This is a genomic window from Legionella anisa, from assembly GCF_001467525.1.
Taxonomy (GTDB): domain Bacteria; phylum Pseudomonadota; class Gammaproteobacteria; order Legionellales; family Legionellaceae; genus Legionella; species Legionella anisa.
On sequence record NZ_LNXS01000021.1, the window covers coordinates 124,925 to 148,887 of the forward strand.

A 23,963-nucleotide genomic window follows, 5' to 3' on the forward strand; every position below is an offset into this window, starting at 1 on the left:
GCAGCGAAACCCGGGTTGGTTACGTATGGAATTTCCCGGGTTCCGCTGCGCTGCACCCAGGCTACATATAACGGTAACTTATATTTATGATACATTTTCGCAGATATCGTCTACATGTTAAACAGGGGTTTGTTCAATTAAAACGCTGGTTTACCTTAGCCAATGTTATCATTTTGATTGGTATTTTAACGACCCTTGTTTATATTTTTTCTTATTTATTCCCTTTCACAGATAATGCATTTGTCGTCAATAACGTACGTCCCGTCGCAGCCCTTGCGAATGGCTATATTACAAATCTTTATGTGCACAATGGAGAGATTGTTAAAAAAGGACAAAAACTTTTCACTGTCTTTCAAAAACCCTATATATATGCTGTGGAACAACTTAGTGCAGATTTGGCAGGTGCCGAAGCACAATTAGCTGCATTAAAAAGCACTTATGATCGGGATCTTAAACTCAGTGAAAACGAGCAAAAAATTTACATCAAACTCAAGCAGGATGATGAAAAATACTCTAAAGGCTTCGCATTAAAATCGGTCTCTCTTATTACCTTACAAAATTCCCAACAAGAAACAAAAGCCGCTAAATATAGGTGGGATGCTGCTTTAAAACAGCTGGAAATTATTCAACATCAAATCAAAGCACAAGAAAATGAAGTTAAATCCCTGCACGCACGATTAAAGAATGCCAAGGTGAATTTGGAGCAAACCGATGTATACGCACAATGCAATGGCATTATTCAAAATTTGTTTTTTAGTATTGGAACACCAGTCAATATAAATCAGCCTCTTTTTTCTTTAGTGGATATGGACAATATTTACATTCAAGCAAACTTTAATGAAACGGATTTGGGTCATGTGCGTAAAGGCGCAAAAGTATTGATATTCCCCAGAATGTATTTGGGAAGAAAAGTGTTTCATGGGGTAATTGATTCAGATTATTGGTCGGCTAATCGCCAATTAGTGGATAACCGTACTCAACTACAAAATGTGATCAATGAAAATCAATGGATCTTATTACCACAGAGACTGCCCGTGATTATTCGAATCACGGATCCTGATCCTCATTACCCGCTGCGTCTTGGGGCAAGTGCTTATGTCTATATCAAAGTTTAAGCAATGGCTTGATGAGGTTGATCCCTACGCCTTACAACGAATTACTCTTTATAAGTGTCTCTTTGTTGCGACTATAGAAGTCTATGTTTATTGGCTGTTTCGGCCTGTCAGTTTCCTTACTTTTTTTGCACCCTTTCTTTTGGTAGGCATGTATGAAGCCCCTGTGCTCACCACTTTTAAAGAAAAAGAGCGGTTGTTGTTTTTTATTGGCATTGCAATTATTCTCATCAGTGTATCCTTTTATCTTGTCTACCCATTTCGTGGAGTCTTTTTCTTTTTTTCAGTGTTTGCCTTCACAGTAACTTATTTCTGTGTATTAAAATATTTCTATGCACTAAAAAATTTAATCATGTTGCTTATAGCAACTGGAGCTGTGGTTCTGAGCACTGAACCCCCTGCTAACCTTGAAGTCGCATACGGTTTTATTTCATCAACTTCATTAGCGATGATCTTTGTATTCATTAGTCTGAAATGTTTCCCCAATGTCTATTTGATCATATGGAACAGGGCCATGCAAAAATTTATTCAATACCTCGAGGAGGATATTGATTCTGCCATAAATCAAAACAATAAAAGTCCTATAGGAGAGGAAATTCTTCATTTGGGAATGGTGCGAAACTATCGACGAATGCTTCCTAAAAAATACATAATGCAAGCGTGTCGTATTTCGGTGAACATAAGAAATATCCAACACGCATTAGATAATTTATATTATGAGACAAAGAATGAGGTATTTTGGTACGGTATAAAAAACAATCTCTCTTGGCTTAGGCTCAATATGAAAACGTATACACAATGTGGCACGCCCACAATGCCTATAGAACCAGAAACAAAATTACAGCATTACGTTATGCATTGCTTACAACAAGCATTTATCCGTTGGAATAAATTATGCTTTCTGCGGCACAACTGAAAAAGAAACTTGATTATGCACGTTTTACGCAACTGGCAATTATGTTTATGGTTGCCATGTTGATTTATTTATTTACAACGATACCTCATAAGTGGTGGGTTTTACTCACGGTTCTGGTGATCAGTGCAGGAATTGAACCTGGCCTTATTATCAGACGAGCTGTTCATCGTATCGGTGGAACTTTTGCCGCTTTATTGATTTTGATTCCTTTAATTTATCTAATGCAGTTAAATTATCGATTAATCCCTGTAGTATTTATCATTTGCATCATTGGATTATCTGTTTCGGCACTCAACACACGCCGCTACGATATTAGTGTATTCTTCATTACAGTTGTGGTTTTTTTGCTACTAGCACAAACTACTGATGCGAACTCACCTGCAGGTCCATTTGAAATGGTAGTGAATCGTGGCATCTGTACCTTGATTGGTATTTTTATTGTTCTAGTAGGCGATTATTTTTTATTTCAAACCTATCGTTATTCACAAAAGCTCTATTTATTTCATCAGATGATGGTTTATAATTTTTTTAACAAAATCGTTAAGGAGATAATTAAGTGTCGTACAGAAAAAATTAATACCTTCATTTTTGTTGAAAAACTACGAAGTCAAGTGATAAAAATTTGCGGCCCCATTGCGATTAGTTCTGAAAATTTAAAACTGGAAGTTAAAATCAGCTCAGAAACCAAAAGACGAATTGATATTTTTCAGGAAACAATTTGGGATATACGCAGGCTCATATTTGCATTATGTGTTTCTGAATTTGTTCTCCATTCCACAACAGCAACTGAAAAACACCTGCAACAATTTAAGATACTTATGAATAAAGCCAGGAACAATTTTATTTATACTAAGGATATTTTAGAGTAGTCCCTCTCCCTATTCTTGTAGAGATGTAGCCTGGTTGCAAACAACCAGGCTACATGCTTGGATTTCTTTAACCACATTGTCTGAGGAGACTTAATTTCACAATCCAAATTGATTTGAGGCTGGTACTGGTACAGGCAAATGTTGTCTCTTTAATTCAATAACACTATTTAAAATTCTTAATTCAGAAACTGCACCTTTTTTCTTTTGTTCTAAATCTGCAATCGTTTCATTCAAGTCCCTAATTGTTTGGGATACATTTGAGATTTCCATCGCGAGATACTGATCCTCGATGCTAAACAAAGCCATAGGAGAAGACCCAACTGCTTGCCTTCCGATATATCGAGCGGTTTGATCAGAATCAGCGAGTACACTTTGAAGACGTAATTTAAATTCTGCTTCACGGATTTCAACATTGTCATAGTTTTGGTCATGAGTCTGTTTTGATATTTGCAGCTCAGCTAAGCGGCTATTTGCAGTCCTTAAATCTGCATTACACTTATCAATTCGATTATCCAGTGAAATAAAATGAGGCCCATAAGAATGATTAATTTCGAGTAATTGATTCAAATTGAGACGATTAAAGTACCGACGAAGCTCAGCAGGAGTTATATGTGGAAATTTTGACATAATGCATTCCCCTATACGTAAAAGATTCAAAATAGTATCACTTTTTATCCAGATAAAAAACTATTTTGTCATTGTGATGATTTATAAATCCAACCCTATGGCATTAATGCTATTTAGAGTTTTTTTATTGAGGTGTCTTATTTTACCAAACAACTTAACTTGAACGTGTGTCTATCAGCCATCAAGCCTCGCTAAAGATTTAAGCTCGTCATTAGGCAAAGCATGAAATAGATTAATTTTTATGAGATCTGCTAAAGTCTTAGTCTCCATTTTTCGCATAACATTTGCACGGTGGACTTCAACCGTAGATATAGATATATCAAGTTCATGAGCTATTTGTTTGTTTAATTTTCCTTCAATGACTAAATCCATAACCTGTCGTTCACGTTTGGTTAAACGCTCTAGCCGCTCATAGAAATCAGACTGAGACTGGATGGAGTTCGTTTGAATTTTTTTAAGGCATTTTTGCGTAATTTCCAGCAAATGCTGGTGATTTACCGGCTTAAGGATGAAATCTGCAGCTCCTGCTTTCATGGCTCGCACAGCCATTGGAATATCACCGTATCCGGTGATCATGATCACGGACAGTTGATTTCTTAAAGTATTAATATGTTCCAGTAGCTCGAGTCCGCTCATGACAGGCATACGCACATCGATAATTAAACACCCTTTTTGTGTGACATCATAACTATCCAGAAAAGCTTTGGCATTTTCATAAGTTTTAACTGGGATGTTTACAGATTCAAATAACCAACGAAATGACTGGCAAATTTCAGGATCGTCATCTACCACAAAAACAGCAACATTAGCAAAACCCATATCAATTCCCTTGGTAAATAATACTAAAATAATCAGACAGCATGATATCGCTATCTCCAATATAAACGGTTAATTTTTCTTAATTAAAGCAATTTCTTCATTACGAAAAAATTCTCCAACAACTTTAACAGATTTAACAGCTTTTCTATCCATTTTCGTAAATTTTAGTTTATTAGGGTTTACCACAGCGCCTTCCAAGGTAAAAACTAACTAGTCACATTACAATAAAATTTTGAATAATATTGAAACGCTTAATCTAGCATAAAGAAAGCCAATATCCAATTTCACCAGGAGATTCTATTCATGGACAGAAAAATAGCAGTGGTTACTGGAGGTACAGGAGGAATAGGTACCGCAATTTGCCGTCGCCTCGCAGCGAATTACAAAGTGGTTGCATGTTACTTTAAAAATGGTAAACATGATGAAGTATTGCAATGGCAAACCGCACAAAAAAAAGCGGGTTATGATATTGAAATTCTTTTCGCAAATCTCATCAATTTTTCTGACTGTGAAACACTCACCAATTCAATCATTGAGCGCTTTGGTCGCATTGACATCCTGATAAATAACGCAGGAGCCACATGCGATGTCAGCTTAAAAAAAATGGAACCTCATCATTGGCAACAAATCATTGATGCAAATTTAACAAGCACTTTCAATATTACACGTAACGTTCTACCCTTCATGATCGAGAAAAATTACGGGCGTATCGTTTGTATTTCATCAATTAATGGTCGAAAAGGACAATTGGGGCAGTGCAATTATGCGGCAACAAAATCTGCTTTATTTGGATTCTCAAAAAGCTTGGCTCTGGAAGTTGCAAATAAAGGAATCACTGTAAATACCATTTCCCCTGGTTATATTGAAACATCCATGGTAACTACTTTGAAAAAAGACGTCCTTGATAAGATCACAAGCAGTATTCCTGTAGGACGACTAGGCAAACCCGAAGAAGTTGCCAATGCAGTTTCATTTTTAGCCAGTGAAGAAGCAGGATTTATTACGGGATCTAATATAGATATCAATGGCGGGCAATACATGAGCGCTTAATTGGATTCTCCATTCGATCGTAGCCAAATCGCATTCATGTCAATCATGTGATTTGGTTGAATTAAATAGAACGTATTTTCATTTCGAACATAAAATTCATGAGCAATACAGATAATATTCAAGAAATAAAAAATTAAATCCTTTAAGACATTCTAACAATCCACGCTTCACTTAGCTCTCAAAAATCAAGATAAAATAGTGCCTTTTTCTTTCTTTGTGTAATAAGATAGAAATAAGAAAGCATTTTTTACTCAAAAAGGGCTTTAATATGCAACTGAAAATCAACAAGAACAACATTTATTGAGTTTTTCGTGGGAGATGAATCATGCCAAAGCTTCATCCGAATATTGAGCTTGTAGAAGTAAGAAAAGACAAATTGCCAGAGAAAATTGCATCCTCTTTATCAAAGGGAATCACGGAAAAAAGAATATTATGCGATCAGTTTGGTGCTTATTATCTGATTAAAAAACCGGACCCCCTAACAGTAGAAGATGTATTTAAGGGATATCTTTCTAAAGAGGAGTTGGAAAATCCCTCATTTGATACCATGGAGCATATTTTCTCAATCACACTAGAAAGTGCTTTTCTTGAGGTTTTAATTCCTCGTATGGCAAAAAAAATGTTTGAGGGTATTTTAATTGTCCCGGAAAACTATCTGTACGTTGATAAGGATAAGTCAATCGGCGTCATTTCCAAATTCATAAACAGTTTTTCGGAATTTTTAGCAAAAAAAGAAGCAGTCAAAACAGACCCTTTATTCGATCGAGAATATTTACCCAAACGTGCCCATCTATCACTCACATCAGAAGAGGCACGAATTCTGGGTCAATTGTATGCTGTAGCTTTAGTTTTTAATTTATGGGATTTATTAAATTCCAAATTACTCAACTCTGGCTATTGCCTAGTTAGTGATGCTGAAAAGCAAGCCGCTATTGTTGATTTTGGCTGTGCAGGTATTCTGAGTTATAAAGGACGGCATGCAGACACTCTAGCATTGGATGATCCTGATTTTTCGCCGACTAAAAAAATAAATTACTCATTCTTTGGACAGAACTATCGTGATCATTACCGTCACGGTTTTGCCCTTCCCTTTGATAAATTAGTTGCACCTCTTCTTCCTCATACAGTAATTTCTGATTTATTCAATATGTCTGAAAAAGATCCAATTAGCCGCTCCATGCTTGAAGGGTTTTATGAGGCAATTACTGTAGCTGAGAAAAATATGACTCAAGACCCTCATTTATTGGAAGAAGCGTTAATACAGTCATACAACGCAATTACTTTAGATTCTTCATTACGAGCCGATGAATTAAAATCCCATTTAAATGCTGAATTTTATGGCAAACCAGAAAAAAATTCACATTCACTGGTGGCTCTTCTTCAACAACGTCTTGTCAGCGCCAAGATGCTTATCTATCAATTTAAAGCAGGAAAACCGGCAACTATGATTCAAGAAGAAATAAGGGACTGCTATTATTATTCTCAGTGCTGGGGAAACACAAAATAAGAGAATTTGCTATTTTATATTTTTGTGTATATTACTTTATAGTATTGTGATGCACCATTCCAGTTGAATCATCCTAAAAATGCGAGGCGTTTAAATGTTTAATCCTCTTGATAATCGGTATCTTTACAATATCTATGATTTTAATATGCGTTTGCTTCAACCTTACTCAGATTATTTTGACAATATGGCAAAACGCTTCCGCAGAATTTCTGACAATATTAATTTACCTGTTCGTATTCCGTATATGTCAGATGATGATCAGAGTGGGTTGAAAAAAATATTGGATGCAACTTCAGGTCATTTTCGTAGATTATCTGGATATTCCTACATATTTCATATGGTTACCAATGTATATGATAAACCAAAATTTGATATTAACGAAGTCAAAATCAAAGATGAATATTATGATATTCAAGAAGAACTTATAGACAAGAAAAGTTTTTGCAACCTAATTCGTTTTAAAAAAGTAAATGGGGAACAATTGAATTTACCAAAATTGCTCGTAGTTGCACCCATGTCGGGCCATTATGCAACCTTATTACGTGATACCGTCAAAAATTTACTTCCTTTGTACGATGTCTATATCACGGACTGGAAAAATGCGCGCGACGTCCCTTTAATTGAAGGGTCATTTGATTTGGATGAATTCATCGAGTACATCATTTCTTATTTAAATTTACTTGCACCCAATTTGAATGTTATGGCGGTCTGCCAGCCTACTGTTCCTGTTTTAGCTGCGGTTGCGCTTATGTCCACCAATAATTCGCCCAATCTACCTCGCACAGCGATATTACTTGGAGGGCCAATTGATACGAATCAATCTCCCACATCAGTAAATGAGTTAGCGACTTCCAGAGGAGATGACTGGTTCCAACAAAATGTGATTTCGATTGTACCGTCTCGTTTTCCTGGTGCGATGCGGCTTGTATATCCAGGGTTTATGCAACTTGCGGGTTTTATGAGTATGAATTTTCAACGCCATATGGAATCATTGCAAAAAGCGGTTGATCGCTATGCGGAAAATGAAACGGAAGCAGCTTTTAAGATAATCAAATTCTACCTTGAATATTTTTCAACCATGGATCTGACTGCTGAATTTTATATGCAGACAATAAATACCGTATTTCAAGAAAAACTATTAACAACTGGTCGGTACAAATCGCGTGGTCATAATGTACGTCTCCAAGATATTCAGCGTACATCTATTTTAGCAATTGAAGGTGAGCGTGATGACATCACGGGCGTAGGACAAACAAAATCGGTACTGGGCTTATGTAAAAATTTACCTGACTCCATGAAAAAATATTTCCTTGCAGAAGGAGTAGGTCATTATGGATTGTTCAACGGCAAGAAATTCCGCAATATTATTGTTCCAGAAATTCATGCCTTTACTAAGGAACATATTGACTAGCGTTTTTCATGCAATGACATCAACTTAGAGTCCTGGAACCCAAAAAACATAGCAATTGTCTTGAGTTTTATTTCAAGAAACGTGGCTGTTTATGCACAGGAAATTGAAATAAAACATCAAAAGAATACGTTTTTTGTATCTTTTGTTCTACTATTATTGAACACCCAATTATTTCCGTATACAAATTTAGAATAATGGGACTTATAGCTAACTTTGTATAATACGGGATCGATGAACATGAATGTCTAAAAAACTATATATACTACTTATACTGTTTATTAGTACGTACCTTCTTCTTTTACAGTCTCTTGCTGCCTGGCCTTTTATTATTGATGATGTTTATATTCCATTACGTTATGCCAAACATTGGATAAGCGGAAATGGATTGCTATGGAATCTTAATGAAGCACCAGTAGAAGGATATTCCAGTTTTAGTTTTCTTCTGCTTTCTTCTGCGGGCATGGCTTTAAATTTAAATCCTATTCTTTTATTAAAAGTGGCAGGTTTTTTGGGATTGGCTTTTACAACCTGGGCAGTATATTGTTTGTCCAGATTATTATGCACAGTCTGGTTTGCATTTATTCCTTGTTTTTGGCTGTTAGTGTACAGGGGGCAAATTTTCTGGGCGGTGAGCGGCATGGAGACAGCGGTTTACCAGGCATTTATTTGCTTTGGCTTGTTTTTTCTATTGCGAGGAATAGGTTATAACCCATTCCCCGTGAAACGCACGGATTCAAAGCCCTTATTCTTAGCATTTGCGGGACTATTTTTTGCACTAGCAGCATTCACACGTCCTGAGGCTCCTGTACTCGTTTTACTATTTTATGCGTTAGCGCTTTGGGATCGACCATCCTTTTCTAAAACATATTACTGGTCTCTTTTTTCAAGTGGGCTAGTATTTTCTGGAGTTTTTTTGCCGTATTTTCTCTGGAGGTGGCATTACTTTGGGCGGTTATTTCCCAACCCCATTTATTGCAAAGGTTTCAGCAATGAGTTTATCTTTAAATTGGATTGGTCGTATTTACGTTTTGCCTGGCCTTTTTTATTACTTGCTGTTGTAGCGAGTTATAAGTCAAAAGATAAGCGGCTTTACTTTTTTTGGTTACCAACACTTACTTACTTGCTGCTTTTAGGGAAAGCTGCACCCTTTTCAGCATATTTCAACCGTTTATTTCTGCCTGCTTTTGCCTTAATTCTTCCTCTTGCCTTACAGGGATTGATGCGTTTTCTTGACAAGTATTTACCAAAAAGAAATGAAGTTTATGCATTTACTTTATATATTATCGCTGGGGCTATCGCATTTTTCTTCATCCCAGCAATGAGTCTAAAAGCGTATCGTACTTATACTATCAATCTCCAGAAAGGGGAAAAATTAAGAGAAAGTGTTGCGGATTGGCTGGATCGTTATGTACCAAAAGGATCTTGGGTCTCGTTGGGTGATGTTGGTCTGATTGGTTACCGAAGTAATTTGAATTTTTTAGATTCGTATTGCCTGAACAATAAAGCAATGAGCTGGCATCAAGATCTATATAAGTGGCAATGTGAGGAAGTAATGAAAATAAAGCCTAAAGTAATTATTCTCCAATCCACGATTGACAAAAAGGGACAGTTATCTTACCAGCCAACAGATGCGTGTTTACGAGAAAAACTTAAAACCAATTCTTGGTACCATAACAACATCAGTTTAAAATTTTGTTTTAATATAGATTGCTATGGCTATACAATATTTTTAAGCAATGGCCAATAGATGACCTCATTATTTCTAAGAAAACGATTCGATTATGCGATATAAAATTACGGAACAATTTGCACGCGGTGAAGAAAAAGTCATTGCCGATTTTAGCGAATTAAATGACACACACATCTTTCTTGCGAAAAAATCAGCAAATGCAGACTTGGAAAAACAAAAAATTATTTTCAGGCTCTATGATAATTCTGATTTATTGCATGAAATAAATAGGGAAACTATCTCTGTTGCCCATGCAAACTATGCAGAAGGTAATGGAGATCTTTATCTTATTCAACTTCCATTCCACGTGATGTTTAAGGCACAAGATGTTTTGGAAAAAAGAGAAATTGCAAACTTTAATGATAAAAATGATGCGAATTTATTCATAATTGGCAAATGTGAATCCGATGAATCCATCCAAGATAATGATCTCTTTTTTTTATTTAAAGAACAAAATCTAATTGATACCTTAACCCGAATTATCAACACCCATCGAGAAAAAGAAGCAACACGCACTACCAAAAATGAAAAAGGAGCAAAATTTCATCCGACACCAATGTCAAGACGCCCAATACCACCTGGAGGTCCAAGTGATTGCTGGGTTGAAGAAGATGATGATAATCCGCAATAAATTGAGTTCCATTCTCATTGATGACCGATTATGTTACAATGTGGGCAACATTAGATTGGAATTAACCCGTGTTTTCCTTAACATCTCCAAAGAATCATCAATGGATAGCCAGTCTTTATTTTTTTCAAAGTATGCCCTATGTGGTGGTCACTTTGATCGCAACCATTATGTATCAACAGCATGGTATGACCAATACTCAGACTGCTCTTTTAACCAGTCTCTTCATGCTACCTTGGACAATTAAACCGCTATTTGCTCCTTTTCTGGAAAATCTTGCTACGAAAAAAAAATTAACTCTTTATACTCAAGCGACTGTGACTCTTCTTTTTATAATATTGACATTTTGTGTCGAAAATCCCAATTTTCTTGTGATCAGTTCATTAAGTTTCGCAGCTCTTGCCTTTGTTTCCTCACTTCATGATATTGTCTCAGATGGCATTTATTTACTTAATTTAAATTGTGAAGAACAAAAAAGATATGTCGCTTTACGAAGTTTCTTTTATCAAATGGGTCGGTTAATCATTAAAGGAGGATTGTTGGCCCTTATTGGCAGCTTAGCCTTGAATTACGAACTTAAGATATGGCCAATCTTTTTTTTCAGCTTGTTTATTATAGGTTTTTTACTCACCTTATATCATAAAGCCAGAATTCCAGAAAACCAGACAAAACAAGAATCAATTAATCCGCATTATGGCCAAATTTTTAAAACACTTCTTTTTCATACGTCAATCTATCCGATCTTATTCTTCATTTTTTTATACAATTTTTCCGAAGCGCAGATGCAAAAAATTATTCCTTTATTTTTGCTGGACAGGGGAGGATTAGGTCTCAACTTATATCAGGTAGGACAACTCTATGGAATTTCTGGAAGCATGTTCTTGATGCTGGGTATTTTTGTGTCTGGATGGCTTATTACACATTTTCTACTTGAAAAATGCCTAAAAAATGTGACTCTATTCTTGCTACTAGGTCATTCACTTTACCTCTTACTCCCCTTTTTTCATGCGAATCATCCTCTACTTTATCTTGTCGTTTTATTGAATCAATTTTCCGTGGGATTAGCCAATGGGACTTATATGGGATATCTCTTGAAGGTTGCCAATAAAAGCGATTATCCGATGTCAATGTATACCGTCTGTACTTCCATCATGGCTTTAAGTTATGTACTTTTTGGCGGATTAAGTGGCTGGATAGAACAACTATTGGGATATTCCGGTTTTTTTCTTTATATTTTTGCAGCAAATACAGCATTAGTCATTATAACCTGCAGAGTGATGAATAAGTATGATTGATTTCCTCGTAACATTAGAAAATGAATTAGTACAAGCATCCTCACTGACTGATTGCGATTATGCTTTGAATTGTTATTTAAATAAAAAAGGCATTACTACATTTTCATTCACTTATTATGCCTACCATCCAAATTCAGCCAATCGCTTAAAATATGATATGTGTTCTGCCAACTTCAAATCCTGGCATCAACATTACCTTGCTGAACAATACCATAGCATCGACAGTACACTAAACTTTGTCTATAACAATCATTTGCCGATTTATTGGAATTTAAAACAGCAATTGGCTCAAGCAACTAGTGAGTCAGAGCGGAAAATGCGTAGAGACTCTATAGCATTTGGCGCGGAATCAGGTCTATCAATTCCTATTCATGGTCCGCATAATAATTTTGCAATTTTGTTATTAGTACAAATGCAAAATCAACAATGTAATTTACAAGAGAGTTGTGCACAATATGAATTCTTTGTTGCAGCACATCACTATTACCACTACATCCAGACCCATCTTTTAGATCAGGTCAGTGAAAAAGATGCATTTCATTTAACCCAACGAGAAATTCAATGCTTATTGTTGATTGCAGAACAACACTCCGTCAGAGAGATGTCACAACGACTCGAAATCAGCGAGCGAACCATCAATTTTCATATTCAAAAAATCAATAAAAAATTAGGTACCAAAAATAAATATCAATCTTTAGCTAAGGCATTAGCGCATCAATTATTAACCTTATGACCCCTGTCATAAATGACAGTGGCTACTCACCAACTACAAGTATTAAAATTTAACCACTTGTCTATTGGAGAATCATAATGACTTTTTTGAAGAAAATTATGCGATTAACCATGTTTGCCGCATCTCTTATTCCTGCAGCAGCCAATGCAACATTAACCTTATATACCACCAATTGGTCTATGTATGGCCAAAATCCTTATGAATATGATGGCGCTTATAAAAATGGTCGACCTTATGGACAATTAGCCTATGTTTCCAATCCAGAAATGGTTGCTCAATTTAATAAGGCTGATGTCATTGCCTGGAGCTTTTTACAAGTATGGAATAGCAAAGATCCCAATCAAGCACAGTACCAAATCCCTTCCAGTTGGGATGGTTTAATGCACTTTGCCGATCTCTGGGGTGAGTTACCTTTAGAGGGCTCCTGGATATCCCCCTTACCTCCAGAGACTAAAGATTTCCTGGACTTTTGCGCTGTAAATCAAGGCGCCTGTACTTCCGTACAAATGAACGGCAACACCGGTCAAAAGGAATTATTTAATTACACAGATCAAAAAGGAGTAGGACAACTCAATAGTTTTGGCGCTTTTATTCATTCCAAGAAATATACTGCAAAACGTATCATTGCCATTGGCGGAGCGAATACAGTAGATAATAAAGGAGTCAGTACAGCCACATTTGCTGCAATCTTTGCCAATCAAGACAAATTCCTAAATCAATTTAAATCCTGGATGAGTCATTTTAAAAATTTAAAGGGAATTGATTATGATTTCGAACCACCTATTGATCAGCAAACTGGCGGCCAATTACCTCCTGATGCAAGCACCTTAACAGACTACAAACATCTTTTTGATTTAGTTAAAGCCAGTCGACACACTTTGGGAAAAGATGCATATATCTCTGTAACCATTACCGTGAATAAAGACTATTTGGAAAAAATCAACCAATGCGTTGATGGCGGATGGTTTAAACAAATTGCAAATTACGCAGACAGCATCAATTTAATGACCTATGATTTGCACGGCCCCTGGTCACAAAGCGGCGATCCTTACACAGCAGTTCATGCTTATTTAAAGCAACCTGAGACCAACCGTAAAGATGAGTTTGCAATAAACTATGCAACCGATTCCATTACAGAACAGGTTCTTGCGTATGGAGCACCCAAAGAAAAACTGCAAGTAGGTTTAGCTGCCTATGGACGAGGCTTTTCTGGAGTAGAGTCTGGCGAAAACCCCTCCCTTCCAGGCTTTGAACAACCTTGGTCTGGTGCCAGCCATTTTGCTGCTGAGTATTCAATACAAGATGGTCTTTTACCTTATAAAGCCGTAAATAAATTGATAAATCAACTCAATTATAAAATCTACCACGTGAATGCCTTGGATGAAAATAACAATTCGTTCATTACCGGTTCTTATCTTTACAATTCAACAGCGAAACAATTTGTTGGCTACCAATCTCCTGAAGTAGTTAAAGCAGTATGTCGATTTATCAAGGATAAGCAACTTAAAGGCGCCATTATGTGGAGTGCTGATACAGATTTGCCAGTTTCTAATCCCAATAGTCTCGTTGCTGCTTATAAAAGCCTCTGTAACTAGTATTTTATAGCCTTAACGCAATTCGCAAGTTAATCTGTCATCCCCAAGTAACTCTGTCTCCCCGCACAAGCGGGGATCCATTTTTATGTTGGCAAGTACTCCATCATGGATGGATTCCTGCCTTCGCGGGAATGAACAACGTTCATTTTCTGCTTCGCTTGAGGGCTATGCAGCAGAACCCGAGAAATTCCGCGCTGCACCTAGGTTGCAACTGCAATTTTGTACGTATTTAAGCCAGTTAAATAATCAGTTTGCACTATACTATATATAGGAGCAGTAAATTGGAGGTATAGGATATGAACTCACCTATAGAGAACGATCCCTATGAAGCCATAGTTAAAATAGAGGAAATAGTTATTTCTAAAATAACCGGAAAAAACGTCGATGCATTGAAAATACATTTGAGTGATAAATGTGATTTAGAACATTCAGGAGTTGAAGGAACGATTATTGAGCTTGCTACAGGTAAAATCATATACCAATGTCATAAACAAACCATAATAGACCAATAAATCTCTTTGAAAATCCTTCACTACTCCTACCCCTATTTATTACTTTTATTTTTTCAACTTACTCTAAATATTCAGATCATTTATAATAAAGTGCTTACTTAAATTATAGGGATTGGACATACTGAATTAATACGGCTTTCGACAAAATACGCCATTTTTCATTTGAGAAAGTAACCACGCGTTAAAGAAACTAAAACATGATCGCATCGTACTATACTTAATACTACAATTTCAGGTAGCAAGGAGCCGCCATGAAAATTTATCTTGTTCAGCATGGAGAAAATTTAGGAAAAGAAATAGACCCCCAACAATCTCTTAGTAAAAAAGGAACGACTGATATTGAGCGTTTAGGACATTTTCTTACTGAGAAAAAAATAGAAATTGGTCGCATACTCCACAGCAGTAAACATAGAGCCGAGCAAACTGCGGCAATATTGGCTTCCAATTTATCCTCATCAAAAAAGATTGAATTTCATCAAGGATTGGAACCTCTAGATCCCGTAAGTCCGATCGTAGATGAAATAAATCAGCAACAACACGACATCATGCTCGTAGGGCACATGCCATTTATGGGTAAACTAATTGGTAAACTCGCCTTACTCAATGAAGACAGCTCCATTGTTGCTTTTATTCCAGGAACTATGGCTTGTCTTGAACGAACTGATGAAGGAAAATGGCTTATCAATTGGATTAGACGTCCTTAAACTTATTTGCTCAGTTCAGTTTGGCTTTTGTAGCCTGGGTGCAGCGCAGCGGAACCCGGGTTTCGCTGCGCTGCACCCAGCGCTACACTATATGGAGCAAATAGAAACACCCTAATTTCTAAGTTTCAAATTCCAACCCACAGATTAATGCATTGGCATAGGTATTGCCTGTGCTCAAGGGTTCTGTTACTTGATCGTTGAGGGAACTGAAGTGGCCTTTTCCTAAATAGAAAAAGCGATAACCACATTCCAAAGGCACGCCGCCACGAATAACATGGTTCAATTTTATATGAACTCCTGCGGCTGCACTAAATTGTGCCGTGAGATCTCTGGAGAAGAAATTATCAGGGAGTGTCTGGCCGTCCAGTGAATACTCTTTAAAATTACGCGCATTGATAAGATTAGGACCAATCCCCGCATCAATAATTAATCCATAGTCCGGATTTTTTGTATTAAGTGCAGCGCGAGCCATTATATAAATAGGGAAGTGGTCTACATTATAATGGTATGATAAATTTTGGAATAAGTTCTCTTGGATGACAAAACCATTCACTGAAGTTTTAGCAAGGTAATAAGCATTTATTCCATAGGACATATCAAATAACTTAGTCTGGTGGCCATCTACAAAATAAGCCAAACCAACTAAATAATTTTCGTCATTATGATTCGTTACGGTAAAATCATCACCAATCAATCCGTTAATATTAATATGCTGCGCTTGGCCTTGATGCAACCAATAACCACCCGCCTGAAGCAGTGCATAACCACTTCTATGTACAGGAGGATGTGTCTGAACGTGACCCGCCGAACTTGCTGTTGACGAATATAGTCCCAGCAACAATAAAGTGTAGTAAATTTTTTTTTGATTAAAAAACATCATTCTTCCTATCGATCATTTAGCCAAAGTATTTTAGGGCCTGTTTACATTTCGCTAAAATGTAAACAGGCCCTAGTTGTTTCTAACTTATTCCAGCATATATCCTTAATTTTTTTTAATCTACCAATCTCCACTAAGAATTACAACATACGCCTAATAACAACAAAGATATATAATATCAATTATTGCAAGCAAAGCTAGGGTGTGTTTCCATTATTAAATAAACAATTTTACTGGCAAGGAAGTCCCATCTATGTACAAACAAATTATGGTGGCAGTGGATGATACTAAAGCATCCGTTTTAGCATTAAAAGAAGCAATTAAAGTCGCAAAAAACCAGGGCTCCAAGATATGCGTGATTCATATAATTGATACGTTGTATGAAGGTGATGTCGATCGAGAAACATTTGTTGCGCTCACTAGAAAACAAGGGCAAGAAGTTTTAAATTCAATGAAAAAAATACTCAGTCGCTCAAAAGTAGAGTTTGAAATGAAACTCACCGAACTCACCCCTTCTAAAGCACAAATTGCAGAAAAGCTTGTTGATGAAGCAACTGGATTGTCTGCTGACTTAATTGTTATAGGTACTCATGGTCGTCGTGGAATCCATCATATACTTACTGGCAGTGTTGCAGAAGAACTCATTCGCATATCCAAAACCCCTGTATTGCTGGTTAGACATTAGAGATTGATAAAACCAATTCATTAAAATTTATTGTAGTTCCATCGTACAATTTGATATGGCGATTGTTCATGGAGATAAATATTTCCCAGTAATTGATTTGATAAATACCTTATTTTTCTTAATTATACGATTCGATTTATTCTCATCATAATAAAATCTTAATCATCACTTCATTAATCCTTAATAATCTTATGCTATAAATTATTAGCTCACTAATTACACAATTGATGCGAATATGCCCGGATTGTACTCAAAACAACGAATAAATTTTGACTCGCTGACGGATACAGATTTGTCACGGTATGAATATCACCGTACTTTACGTAGTGCCATTGGCCTATCTGCTACCAGCTATTCACAGCAACAAGCTGCTGATGGTGTAATTTATCAATGGGATAATATTGCCCCAGAAATTGCTCTTGTTCTTTTTCAAGATGCTAAAAAACAAAAAATTAATATCCAAGAAGAAGTGATTCAGCGCATAGGACATGAGGAATTCAATAAAGAGCGATTGAAAAAAGCGATAGAAAAATTACAGAGCAATCCACGTTATGCTTTGTTTGTACAAAAATTGGCATTACATGTTACTGCTAAAAAATCTAACAAATTGACCTTGGAAAATTTAACGTTGGCAGGAATTTCCACACTTGAACAATTTGATGCGGTATTCACTCAATTTTTGTATGTACAGAAAAAATTAACCAAGAGCTTCCCTAATTTCGACGAAATAACAGAAGAAGATGATTATTATCAGTTCATTGCTTTTATGGCAAATGAACCATTATATGAATCTTTTCTCCGGTCATATACCGGTTATCTTGCTTCCGAGTTTAATAAGGGAAGAATAAAAAGTAGCCAAGTAGAAGCGCCTAAAGAAATTGATAGTCAATCCCTTTTAAATTTTTTCCAGGCAATAAGCTATGATTTAAGTTTACAACCACCCAAATCAAGACCACTGCAGTCCAATACCTTATATATCACATTACTCCATGACACATTAAAATATACAATCGTTGATCCAAGTGGCAATGAAATTACCGCAACAATTCATTTCAGTGAATGCAATTTTACTGTCAATGAACAAACTACTGAAGAAGAATTAAGAAGCCATTTACCTGATCTTTTGAAAATCACATCTCAAAGAGGTCATACTGGAGATATCGCACGGAATAATACTGTGGCATTAAGAGATAAAGGAATCGCTTTTTTGGAGAATGATGTTGGTAGCAGCTTATTTTTATCTCATTTACCAGCAGTCGATCTCGTTAAAGATGAAGGATATAAATTTACTCTTTATCAGTGGCTAAATCAGGGGAATTTAGATCGATTAAAAGATCTTTTGGTTGACGGAGCATGTCAACGTTATAACCAAGTACTGGATACTTGGATAAAACAAATGAAAGAACCAGCAGAAATAAATGAAGAATTTAAAAAAGAGATCGATGCTGTTGGTACTTTAATGAAGGAAATCACTGCGCTAATCGCTAGCCTTGATGATAATCCAAATACAAAAGATCAGGAATTAGATGAGAAAATAGCTCAACTGATCATTCATTTAAGAGAAGTTAAAAAATTTTATAGCAACACGCCACTTTTACAACCTGGAGATGAGTTCCCTTCAACAGCAGGTAATTTTGAAAATTTTATCAAAAAAATCCTATTCCTTTCACCCGATGATAAGTTAATTCAATATGTCCCTGACAGTCGAGATGCAGATAGAATTTGGAAATTGCATTTGATGGATTTGGTTAATGGATTAGTGAATGATAGAAATTTTGTTGCTGTTCGTGACGTAAAAAACAAGAAAAACCTATCATTTTTAACAAATGAATCAGGTCTTGTTATACCTCCTTCTCCTATTTTTAGAGAGCAAATTAAAAGAAAGTTGACAACCTATCTTAAAAAGGATGTTCATCATTATCATACAGTGCAAAGTTATCAAAATGATCACTTAAATCTGACTCAAGCACCTGTTGTTTTTAGAGGGGGGCACCTAACTAACTCCCTAGAAGAAACAGTATTTTTCGCCAAGAAAATGACCCGGTCTGGTGAATATTCTGCGGACAGTCATCTATTAGCCGGACAAGAAAATAATGTTAAAAAACATGAAACTCGCTCCGGAACTGCTGCCACCTTGGCAACTACAGGGATTGATGGGACACGATCCGTTACAGATAAATTTGATGTAGCCCTCAAATTTGGCGGTATGACAGATGTAAAGATTCTCTATATCGTTCGCGGTAAAGAATCATTTCATTCTCAACCCTTTGCAGAAATTGTGGGTAAGTCGAAATTAGCCGAAATTGCGTATACGCATGTTAATCCTCATGATTATGTCATGACAATCCTTTATAACCGAGATAATGAAATACTCGATGTTATTCCTGGGAATTTAAATGGAGAAATTCAAGGTATAAGTGAATTTACCAAAGAAGTGATTCATGCAGGGATTCAATTTTACAATAAGAAAAATGGCGACCCTCGAGCATCCAACATCCCTGTAAAGCTCCCCCCCCCCCCCCGACAAGAACACAGAGCACCGCTTCATCTTTCTGGGGAAAAGCCGTTACTGGATATTCTTCATTCTCATAAAACAGAATCAGCTGAAACAAAACCTCATGGAAAAAAATTAGATAGCATCAGGATCACGCGCAGTACTCGTGAAGGTCATAAAACGCTTTCATTAGAAACATTGCGTCCTGAAGTAGAAGTCATTATGCCACGCGGAGAAGCACTGGTACCACCTGAGGGTTCATTTAAATTAGTTCCTGGAAGATTAAGTAAAGTGAGGGAAACTGCTGTTGAACACTTCAATATGAGACATGTTATAACACTTAAAGGTTTTAATCGATGGAGTCTTCAGGAACGAAGATTACAGGAAACATATAATCGTATATTACAGCCTAATTTTATGGAAGGTGACATTCAAGAACAACTCGAGCATGCAAATGCCGCTCATGAAGAGTGGTTAACTGATGTCCTAGTACCCAAATTGCAAACTGCATTGATGCTTCATCTTTCTGCACGATTAATTACAGATTATCAAGTTGATACTGAAGAAGTGAACGAGCTTGCACAAAAATTATTTCACGAAATTTTGAAATCAAGCTCTCATTATCTACAACTCATAACTAATTGGTCAGAAATTTACGCTTTACTGGAAGGAGAAGATCTACGTCACCGTTGTGTCGAAAATGCGCATGCAAGGATGGAAAAAATATACCCCTCTTTGAGCAAGGACAGCTATGAATATCAATTGAAATTCGAATCATGTTTGATCATGGCAAAAAATAAAATCCAAAAACAATTGGTAAACCAAATGATGTCCGAATTTTTGGATAACAATTTGGACTATTTTGCTCAACAATCTAAGCTGGAAAAGAAAACAGTTTATCCAATTGCCGAGAATCGCCATTTAGTCTTTTTAGGTCCTGCAGCGAGTGGTAAGAGTACTATTTCCAATCAATACATTAAGCGAGAACAAAGAAAGGATTATGTTTCATTAGCCACAGATGATTATCGAGGCATATTTATGCCATTTACAGAGATGTTTGAAAAACAGGAAACCGATCAAGTCTTTATCCGTACACAAGATAGCGCTTATTTGATCAGTGAACTTGTTGAAGAACGTATTTTAGCCCAAAAAGATAAAAGACCCAATGTAATTATAGACGGCGTGACTTATAAGCCGTCGCAAAAAGCTTTAGTAGAAAAAAATAATCATTCTGTAGTAGTCTGTGCGTGTTTGGATGATATGTCTTTGGCCGTTAAACGCTCTTATGATAGAGCAAAACAAGAAGAAAGTGGTTCGGCGGATAAAGGACGCTATGTGAACACAACCAGTTTACTTCATATGCACAAGACGGCAAGCATCAACCTTCTCATTTCTTGCGCCCCCAATACAACCATTGCATTTTATAATACCAATATACCGCGTGGAGTAACTCCTCCATTGATTGCTACTGTAGATACGCATGGAGAAAAGACGCTAATCATTAATCATGATAAAGGCTCCTTGATGTATTTGGCCTCTTTTTTCAATAAAGCACGAGTGAATGTTCAAGCGAAAAGTGATCAACATCTTTTTTTAGACAAATTAAAACGACCTGAATTTCAGATTGATTCATTATTCGCAGTAATGGATTACGGATTTAAAATTGTTTTAAATGGTGAAAATAACATGCCTTGTTTAACTGTTAAAAAGGAACATGGACAGATAATTATGGAAGTTCTCGATCCAGGACAAGTTAAAAACAAAATCCGAGAAAATACAGCTGAAAAACCCTTATTACAAATGCTTTTGTTGTATGGACAACTCGGTAGTTTAAAAGCAGTTCAAAAAGAATGTTTGATGCATGAAGATGTTGATTTAATTGTTGAACAAATCATTGATCCCCAATCAAGTACACAGCAGATATCATATCAGTAGACGATTACAGATTATAAATTAAAAGACAACTTGCATCTATAATATATAAAGTGAAAAATTAATGTGATATAAATCATTTTTAGATCAAAAGGAACATACAATGCATGCTCGTTTACTGAAAAAAATTGCACGCGAGAAAGAGAAGGTAGAACAGTTTATTGACTCGATGCGCGATACTTTTGAGAAAACCCCTGATGAAGGCGAGAAAGCGAAGCGTCTTGAGGTATTTGATACTTTATTACTTTTAGCAACCTATGCTCAGGCAGAAGAGCTTGAAAATGAATTTCAAATGGTGTTACCTAATAACGAACACAATGATTCAATTACCTACTTGTGTCAACAACTTCGAGAAATCAATGGTTTTTGCCAATGCACCTTTAGCGATGAGCATAGAGTGTATCAAGATTTACTTTCTGAGGAGACCACTTTAGAAAAAAAACAAGTCGTGCGTGATCTTTTAAGTAAAACAATTTCCGAACTCATTTTTGAGAAAACAAATACTGGATTAATTCGTTTAGGTCTCTAAAAATAATAGCTCCCTACATTTTAAAATGGATTTTTTCAAATTACTTCTGTTACGTATTTGTTTTGCATAGCAAAAAAATTCCTTTGAGTTAAGAAGTCAACCCATAGCACTATAATAAAAAATGAGATAAGATGGTGCTCTGTTGTTTTCTCAGGAGAATCATTCTGAGTACCTTTTTTAATGCCACATATACAGCAGCTGCTGCAATTTATGCAGAATTTAAGTTCTATCCTTACTATAATTTTGGCTTTCATCTTGATGCGATTACCAGCTTTTTCTGTCATATATTTCGTGCCCTGTATGACTTGGCTGCTTTTTTATTACGTGTAGTTGCTACTCCATTTTTTCTTTTAAATCCCTTTTGTTGGCCCAGTTTGCCAAGCCATGCTTTAAATCTTGTCGATGATATAGTAGGTGCTGCACTCAGTGTAGTCAGTATTGCCATTCATCCTATTCTTTTCATTATCCGTACGTTAAGTTCCATGATTCGAGGCTATGATGAAGGAACAGATTACGATTGGGGCTTAAAAGAAGACGACGAAGAAGAAGATCTGAAAATGGCGATGGCGATCTGGTAACATTAAGAACAGAGTTGGGCTTTTACGTCTCTTCTAGACAAATTTTCATCCACTTTTTTCAGAGTTACGCTCTGCGCTTACTGGTGCAAAAGTTCCCTTTTTTAGGAAACTCATAATTAACTGCTTCGTTTTTGCATTATTCATAATAAAAGTATGGTTGGAATTAACAATCACTGGCTCATTTTGCCCTAAACGAGCAAATTCAGGTGGTACTTTCGCATCATAGCGCCCTGCGATGATTCCTATTTTAATGTTTGGTACCGATACCTGATGTACGTATGAGGTTTGATCAGAACTCAATTCAACCAATGGTTTAATTGGAGAAGTGAACATAGGAAATATTTCAGTAGAAAGCTTCGCCAGCTTTGAACCTTGATTTGGTGGAGCCAGCATGATGAGACAACCAATATTTTTTAATTGTTTTGGTGAAAGGCTGGATAGTGCCTCTCGGGTAATAATGCCTCCAAGGCTATGAGTAATGAAATTAATTTTAGCACCTGGGTTTTCTTCTAATAAATTTTTAATAAACTGATTCAAATAAATTCCGTGTTCTTGAATACTGAATTTTGCAGAAGGATAACTATAGGAATAAACTACATAACCTTGTCTTTTTAGATAAATTTTTAATGGCCACATACTGAGGGAAGTACGCATCAAACCATGTATTAATACGATGATTTCCTGATTTTGTTTTGGTTTGACCTGAGCAGCAATAGAAGTTGTATTGGTTTGCTTCTTGCTATCAGGAGAAAATGCATACGCTTGAACCATACACCCCATTCCAATAAAAACCATCAGAACAAGTCGAACAAGCAATCGATTTTTAAGAATGGTTCCGCTCATTATCTCCCTTTAATTTATACCAACCCTCATCATTCTAACTAATTTTTAACGAAGATAGCAGACGGGTTCAAAAATTTTTCCGATTTAAATAGGGTCTATTTCCAAGGCAAAAGCTCTGTCTGGATGCCGTGTATATTCTATCATCCCTGAGTATTCTGTCATCCCTGCATATTCTGTCATCCCTGCGAAGGCACACTACTGTCCGGTAAAAGCAAAAGGAATAGTTGCACGTCCTTGATAAAACACCAAGAATGGCATCCTAAATCCCTATTTAGATCAAAGATGTACTGTGAAAGATAGCGTTTTTCAAGAACCATTAAAATCTAATTTTTTTGTAGACTCCTCAGCATTCATCTAGGCACATCACTTAATCTTGCTTCGATTTGCTCCCTCTCCCGCGCAAGGAATTTGAATAGTAAGATACTGTTCTTCGCGGGGAGAGGGCGTTGGACAAATCGATACTGAGACACCATGCAAAAATTTTGCGAAAACAGAGCACTGATACAGAGAAACACCTT

The 23,963-nt window shown here is 36.3% G+C and carries 21 protein-coding genes; 17 read left to right on the forward strand and 4 right to left on the reverse strand.

Features of this window, described 5'->3' with window-relative positions; genetic code table 11:
• Positions 1-86 precede the first annotated feature (86 nt).
• The 3 genes from Lani_RS07170 to Lani_RS07180 are packed head-to-tail and all read left to right on the forward strand — an operon-like array spanning position 87 to position 2,897.
• Positions 87-1,115 carry an HlyD family secretion protein gene (locus Lani_RS07170; RefSeq protein WP_019233904.1) on the forward strand — a complete coding sequence of 343 codons (1,029 nt, stop codon included), beginning with the start codon at positions 87-89 and terminating at the stop codon, positions 1,113-1,115.
• Positions 1,096-2,028: a hypothetical protein gene (locus Lani_RS07175; protein ID WP_019233903.1), complete on the forward strand. Its 933-nt coding sequence runs from the start codon at positions 1,096-1,098 to the stop codon at positions 2,026-2,028. Before Lani_RS07170 ends, Lani_RS07175 begins: the two co-directional genes overlap by 20 nt.
• Positions 2,007-2,897, forward strand: a complete 891-nt coding sequence (locus Lani_RS07180) for an FUSC family protein (protein ID WP_019233902.1) — start codon at positions 2,007-2,009, stop codon at positions 2,895-2,897. Before Lani_RS07175 ends, Lani_RS07180 begins: the two co-directional genes overlap by 22 nt.
• 96 nt (positions 2,898-2,993) lie before the next feature.
• On the opposite strand, the gene Lani_RS07185 is transcribed toward Lani_RS07180, so the two are convergent.
• Together Lani_RS07185 and Lani_RS07190 are read right to left on the reverse strand one after the other, a co-directional pair.
• The gene (locus tag Lani_RS07185; RefSeq protein WP_019233901.1) at positions 2,994-3,524 is read right to left on the reverse strand and encodes a hypothetical protein; all 531 of its coding nucleotides are present in this window, start codon (positions 3,522-3,524) and stop codon (positions 2,994-2,996) included.
• A gap of 174 nt (positions 3,525-3,698) precedes the next feature.
• Positions 3,699-4,343 carry a response regulator transcription factor gene (locus Lani_RS07190; protein WP_019233900.1) on the reverse strand — a complete coding sequence of 215 codons (645 nt, stop codon included), beginning with the start codon at positions 4,341-4,343 and terminating at the stop codon, positions 3,699-3,701.
• A gap of 303 nt (positions 4,344-4,646) precedes the next feature.
• Here Lani_RS07190 and phbB point away from each other — a divergent pair, with 303 nt between their 5' ends.
• From phbB to sixA, 10 genes are all read left to right on the forward strand, one after another.
• Entirely contained in the window at positions 4,647-5,393 is a 747-nt protein-coding gene (phbB, locus tag Lani_RS07195; RefSeq protein ID WP_019233898.1) for an acetoacetyl-CoA reductase, read from the forward strand.
• A gap of 325 nt (positions 5,394-5,718) precedes the next feature.
• Positions 5,719-6,900 carry a hypothetical protein gene (locus Lani_RS07200; protein ID WP_019233897.1) on the forward strand — a complete coding sequence of 394 codons (1,182 nt, stop codon included), beginning with the start codon at positions 5,719-5,721 and terminating at the stop codon, positions 6,898-6,900.
• A 94-nt stretch (positions 6,901-6,994) separates the two neighbouring features.
• Positions 6,995-8,311 carry a polyhydroxyalkanoate depolymerase gene (phaZ, locus tag Lani_RS07205; protein WP_019233896.1) on the forward strand — a complete coding sequence of 439 codons (1,317 nt, stop codon included), beginning with the start codon at positions 6,995-6,997 and terminating at the stop codon, positions 8,309-8,311.
• A gap of 241 nt (positions 8,312-8,552) precedes the next feature.
• Entirely contained in the window at positions 8,553-10,058 is a 1,506-nt protein-coding gene (locus Lani_RS07210; RefSeq protein WP_019233895.1) for a hypothetical protein, read from the forward strand.
• A 34-nt stretch (positions 10,059-10,092) separates the two neighbouring features.
• Positions 10,093-10,671 (forward strand): hypothetical protein, encoded by a 579-nt coding sequence (locus tag Lani_RS07215; RefSeq protein WP_019233894.1) that lies wholly within the window; start codon positions 10,093-10,095, stop codon positions 10,669-10,671.
• Positions 10,672-10,739: 68 nt separating this feature from the next.
• Positions 10,740-11,963, forward strand: a complete 1,224-nt coding sequence (locus tag Lani_RS07220) for an MFS transporter (protein ID WP_058388488.1) — start codon at positions 10,740-10,742, stop codon at positions 11,961-11,963.
• Positions 11,956-12,696, forward strand: a complete 741-nt coding sequence (locus Lani_RS07225; RefSeq protein WP_019233891.1) for a helix-turn-helix transcriptional regulator — start codon at positions 11,956-11,958, stop codon at positions 12,694-12,696. Before Lani_RS07220 ends, Lani_RS07225 begins: the two co-directional genes overlap by 8 nt.
• A 77-nt stretch (positions 12,697-12,773) precedes the next feature.
• Entirely contained in the window at positions 12,774-14,291 is a 1,518-nt protein-coding gene (locus Lani_RS07230) for a glycosyl hydrolase family 18 protein (RefSeq protein WP_019233890.1), read from the forward strand.
• 296 nt (positions 14,292-14,587) lie between these two features.
• Complete coding sequence (locus Lani_RS07240; protein WP_019233888.1) at positions 14,588-14,803, forward strand: hypothetical protein; 216 nt, start codon at positions 14,588-14,590, stop codon at positions 14,801-14,803.
• A 251-nt stretch (positions 14,804-15,054) separates the two neighbouring features.
• The gene (gene sixA, locus Lani_RS07245; protein ID WP_019233887.1) at positions 15,055-15,507 is read left to right on the forward strand and encodes a phosphohistidine phosphatase SixA; all 453 of its coding nucleotides are present in this window, start codon (positions 15,055-15,057) and stop codon (positions 15,505-15,507) included.
• 118 nt (positions 15,508-15,625) lie between these two features.
• Here the strand turns inward: sixA and Lani_RS07250 are convergent, their stop codons facing one another.
• Complete coding sequence (locus Lani_RS07250; RefSeq protein ID WP_127908222.1) at positions 15,626-16,387, reverse strand: hypothetical protein; 762 nt, start codon at positions 16,385-16,387, stop codon at positions 15,626-15,628.
• Positions 16,388-16,637: 250 nt separating this feature from the next.
• Here Lani_RS07250 and Lani_RS07255 point away from each other — a divergent pair, with 250 nt between their 5' ends.
• The 4 genes from Lani_RS07255 (at position 16,638) to Lani_RS07270 (ending at position 22,602) form a co-directional block, all read left to right on the forward strand.
• On the forward strand, positions 16,638-17,069 hold the full coding sequence (locus tag Lani_RS07255) for a universal stress protein (RefSeq protein ID WP_019233885.1): 432 nt from the start codon (positions 16,638-16,640) through the stop codon (positions 17,067-17,069).
• A 235-nt stretch (positions 17,070-17,304) separates the two neighbouring features.
• Positions 17,305-21,498: a zeta toxin family protein gene (locus Lani_RS07260; protein WP_058388489.1), complete on the forward strand. Its 4,194-nt coding sequence runs from the start codon at positions 17,305-17,307 to the stop codon at positions 21,496-21,498.
• A gap of 100 nt (positions 21,499-21,598) precedes the next feature.
• Positions 21,599-22,024 carry a hypothetical protein gene (locus tag Lani_RS07265; RefSeq protein ID WP_019234423.1) on the forward strand — a complete coding sequence of 142 codons (426 nt, stop codon included), beginning with the start codon at positions 21,599-21,601 and terminating at the stop codon, positions 22,022-22,024.
• Between the two features lie 131 nt (positions 22,025-22,155).
• A complete protein-coding gene (locus Lani_RS07270) occupies positions 22,156-22,602 on the forward strand; it encodes a hypothetical protein (RefSeq protein ID WP_019234422.1) in 447 nt (148 codons plus the stop codon).
• Between the two features lie 45 nt (positions 22,603-22,647).
• Here Lani_RS07270 and Lani_RS07275 read toward each other — a convergent pair whose 3' ends face one another.
• Positions 22,648-23,445, reverse strand: coding sequence for an esterase/lipase family protein (locus Lani_RS07275; RefSeq protein ID WP_019234421.1), 798 nt, complete (start codon positions 23,443-23,445; stop codon positions 22,648-22,650).
• Positions 23,446-23,963: the final 518 nt, after the last annotated feature.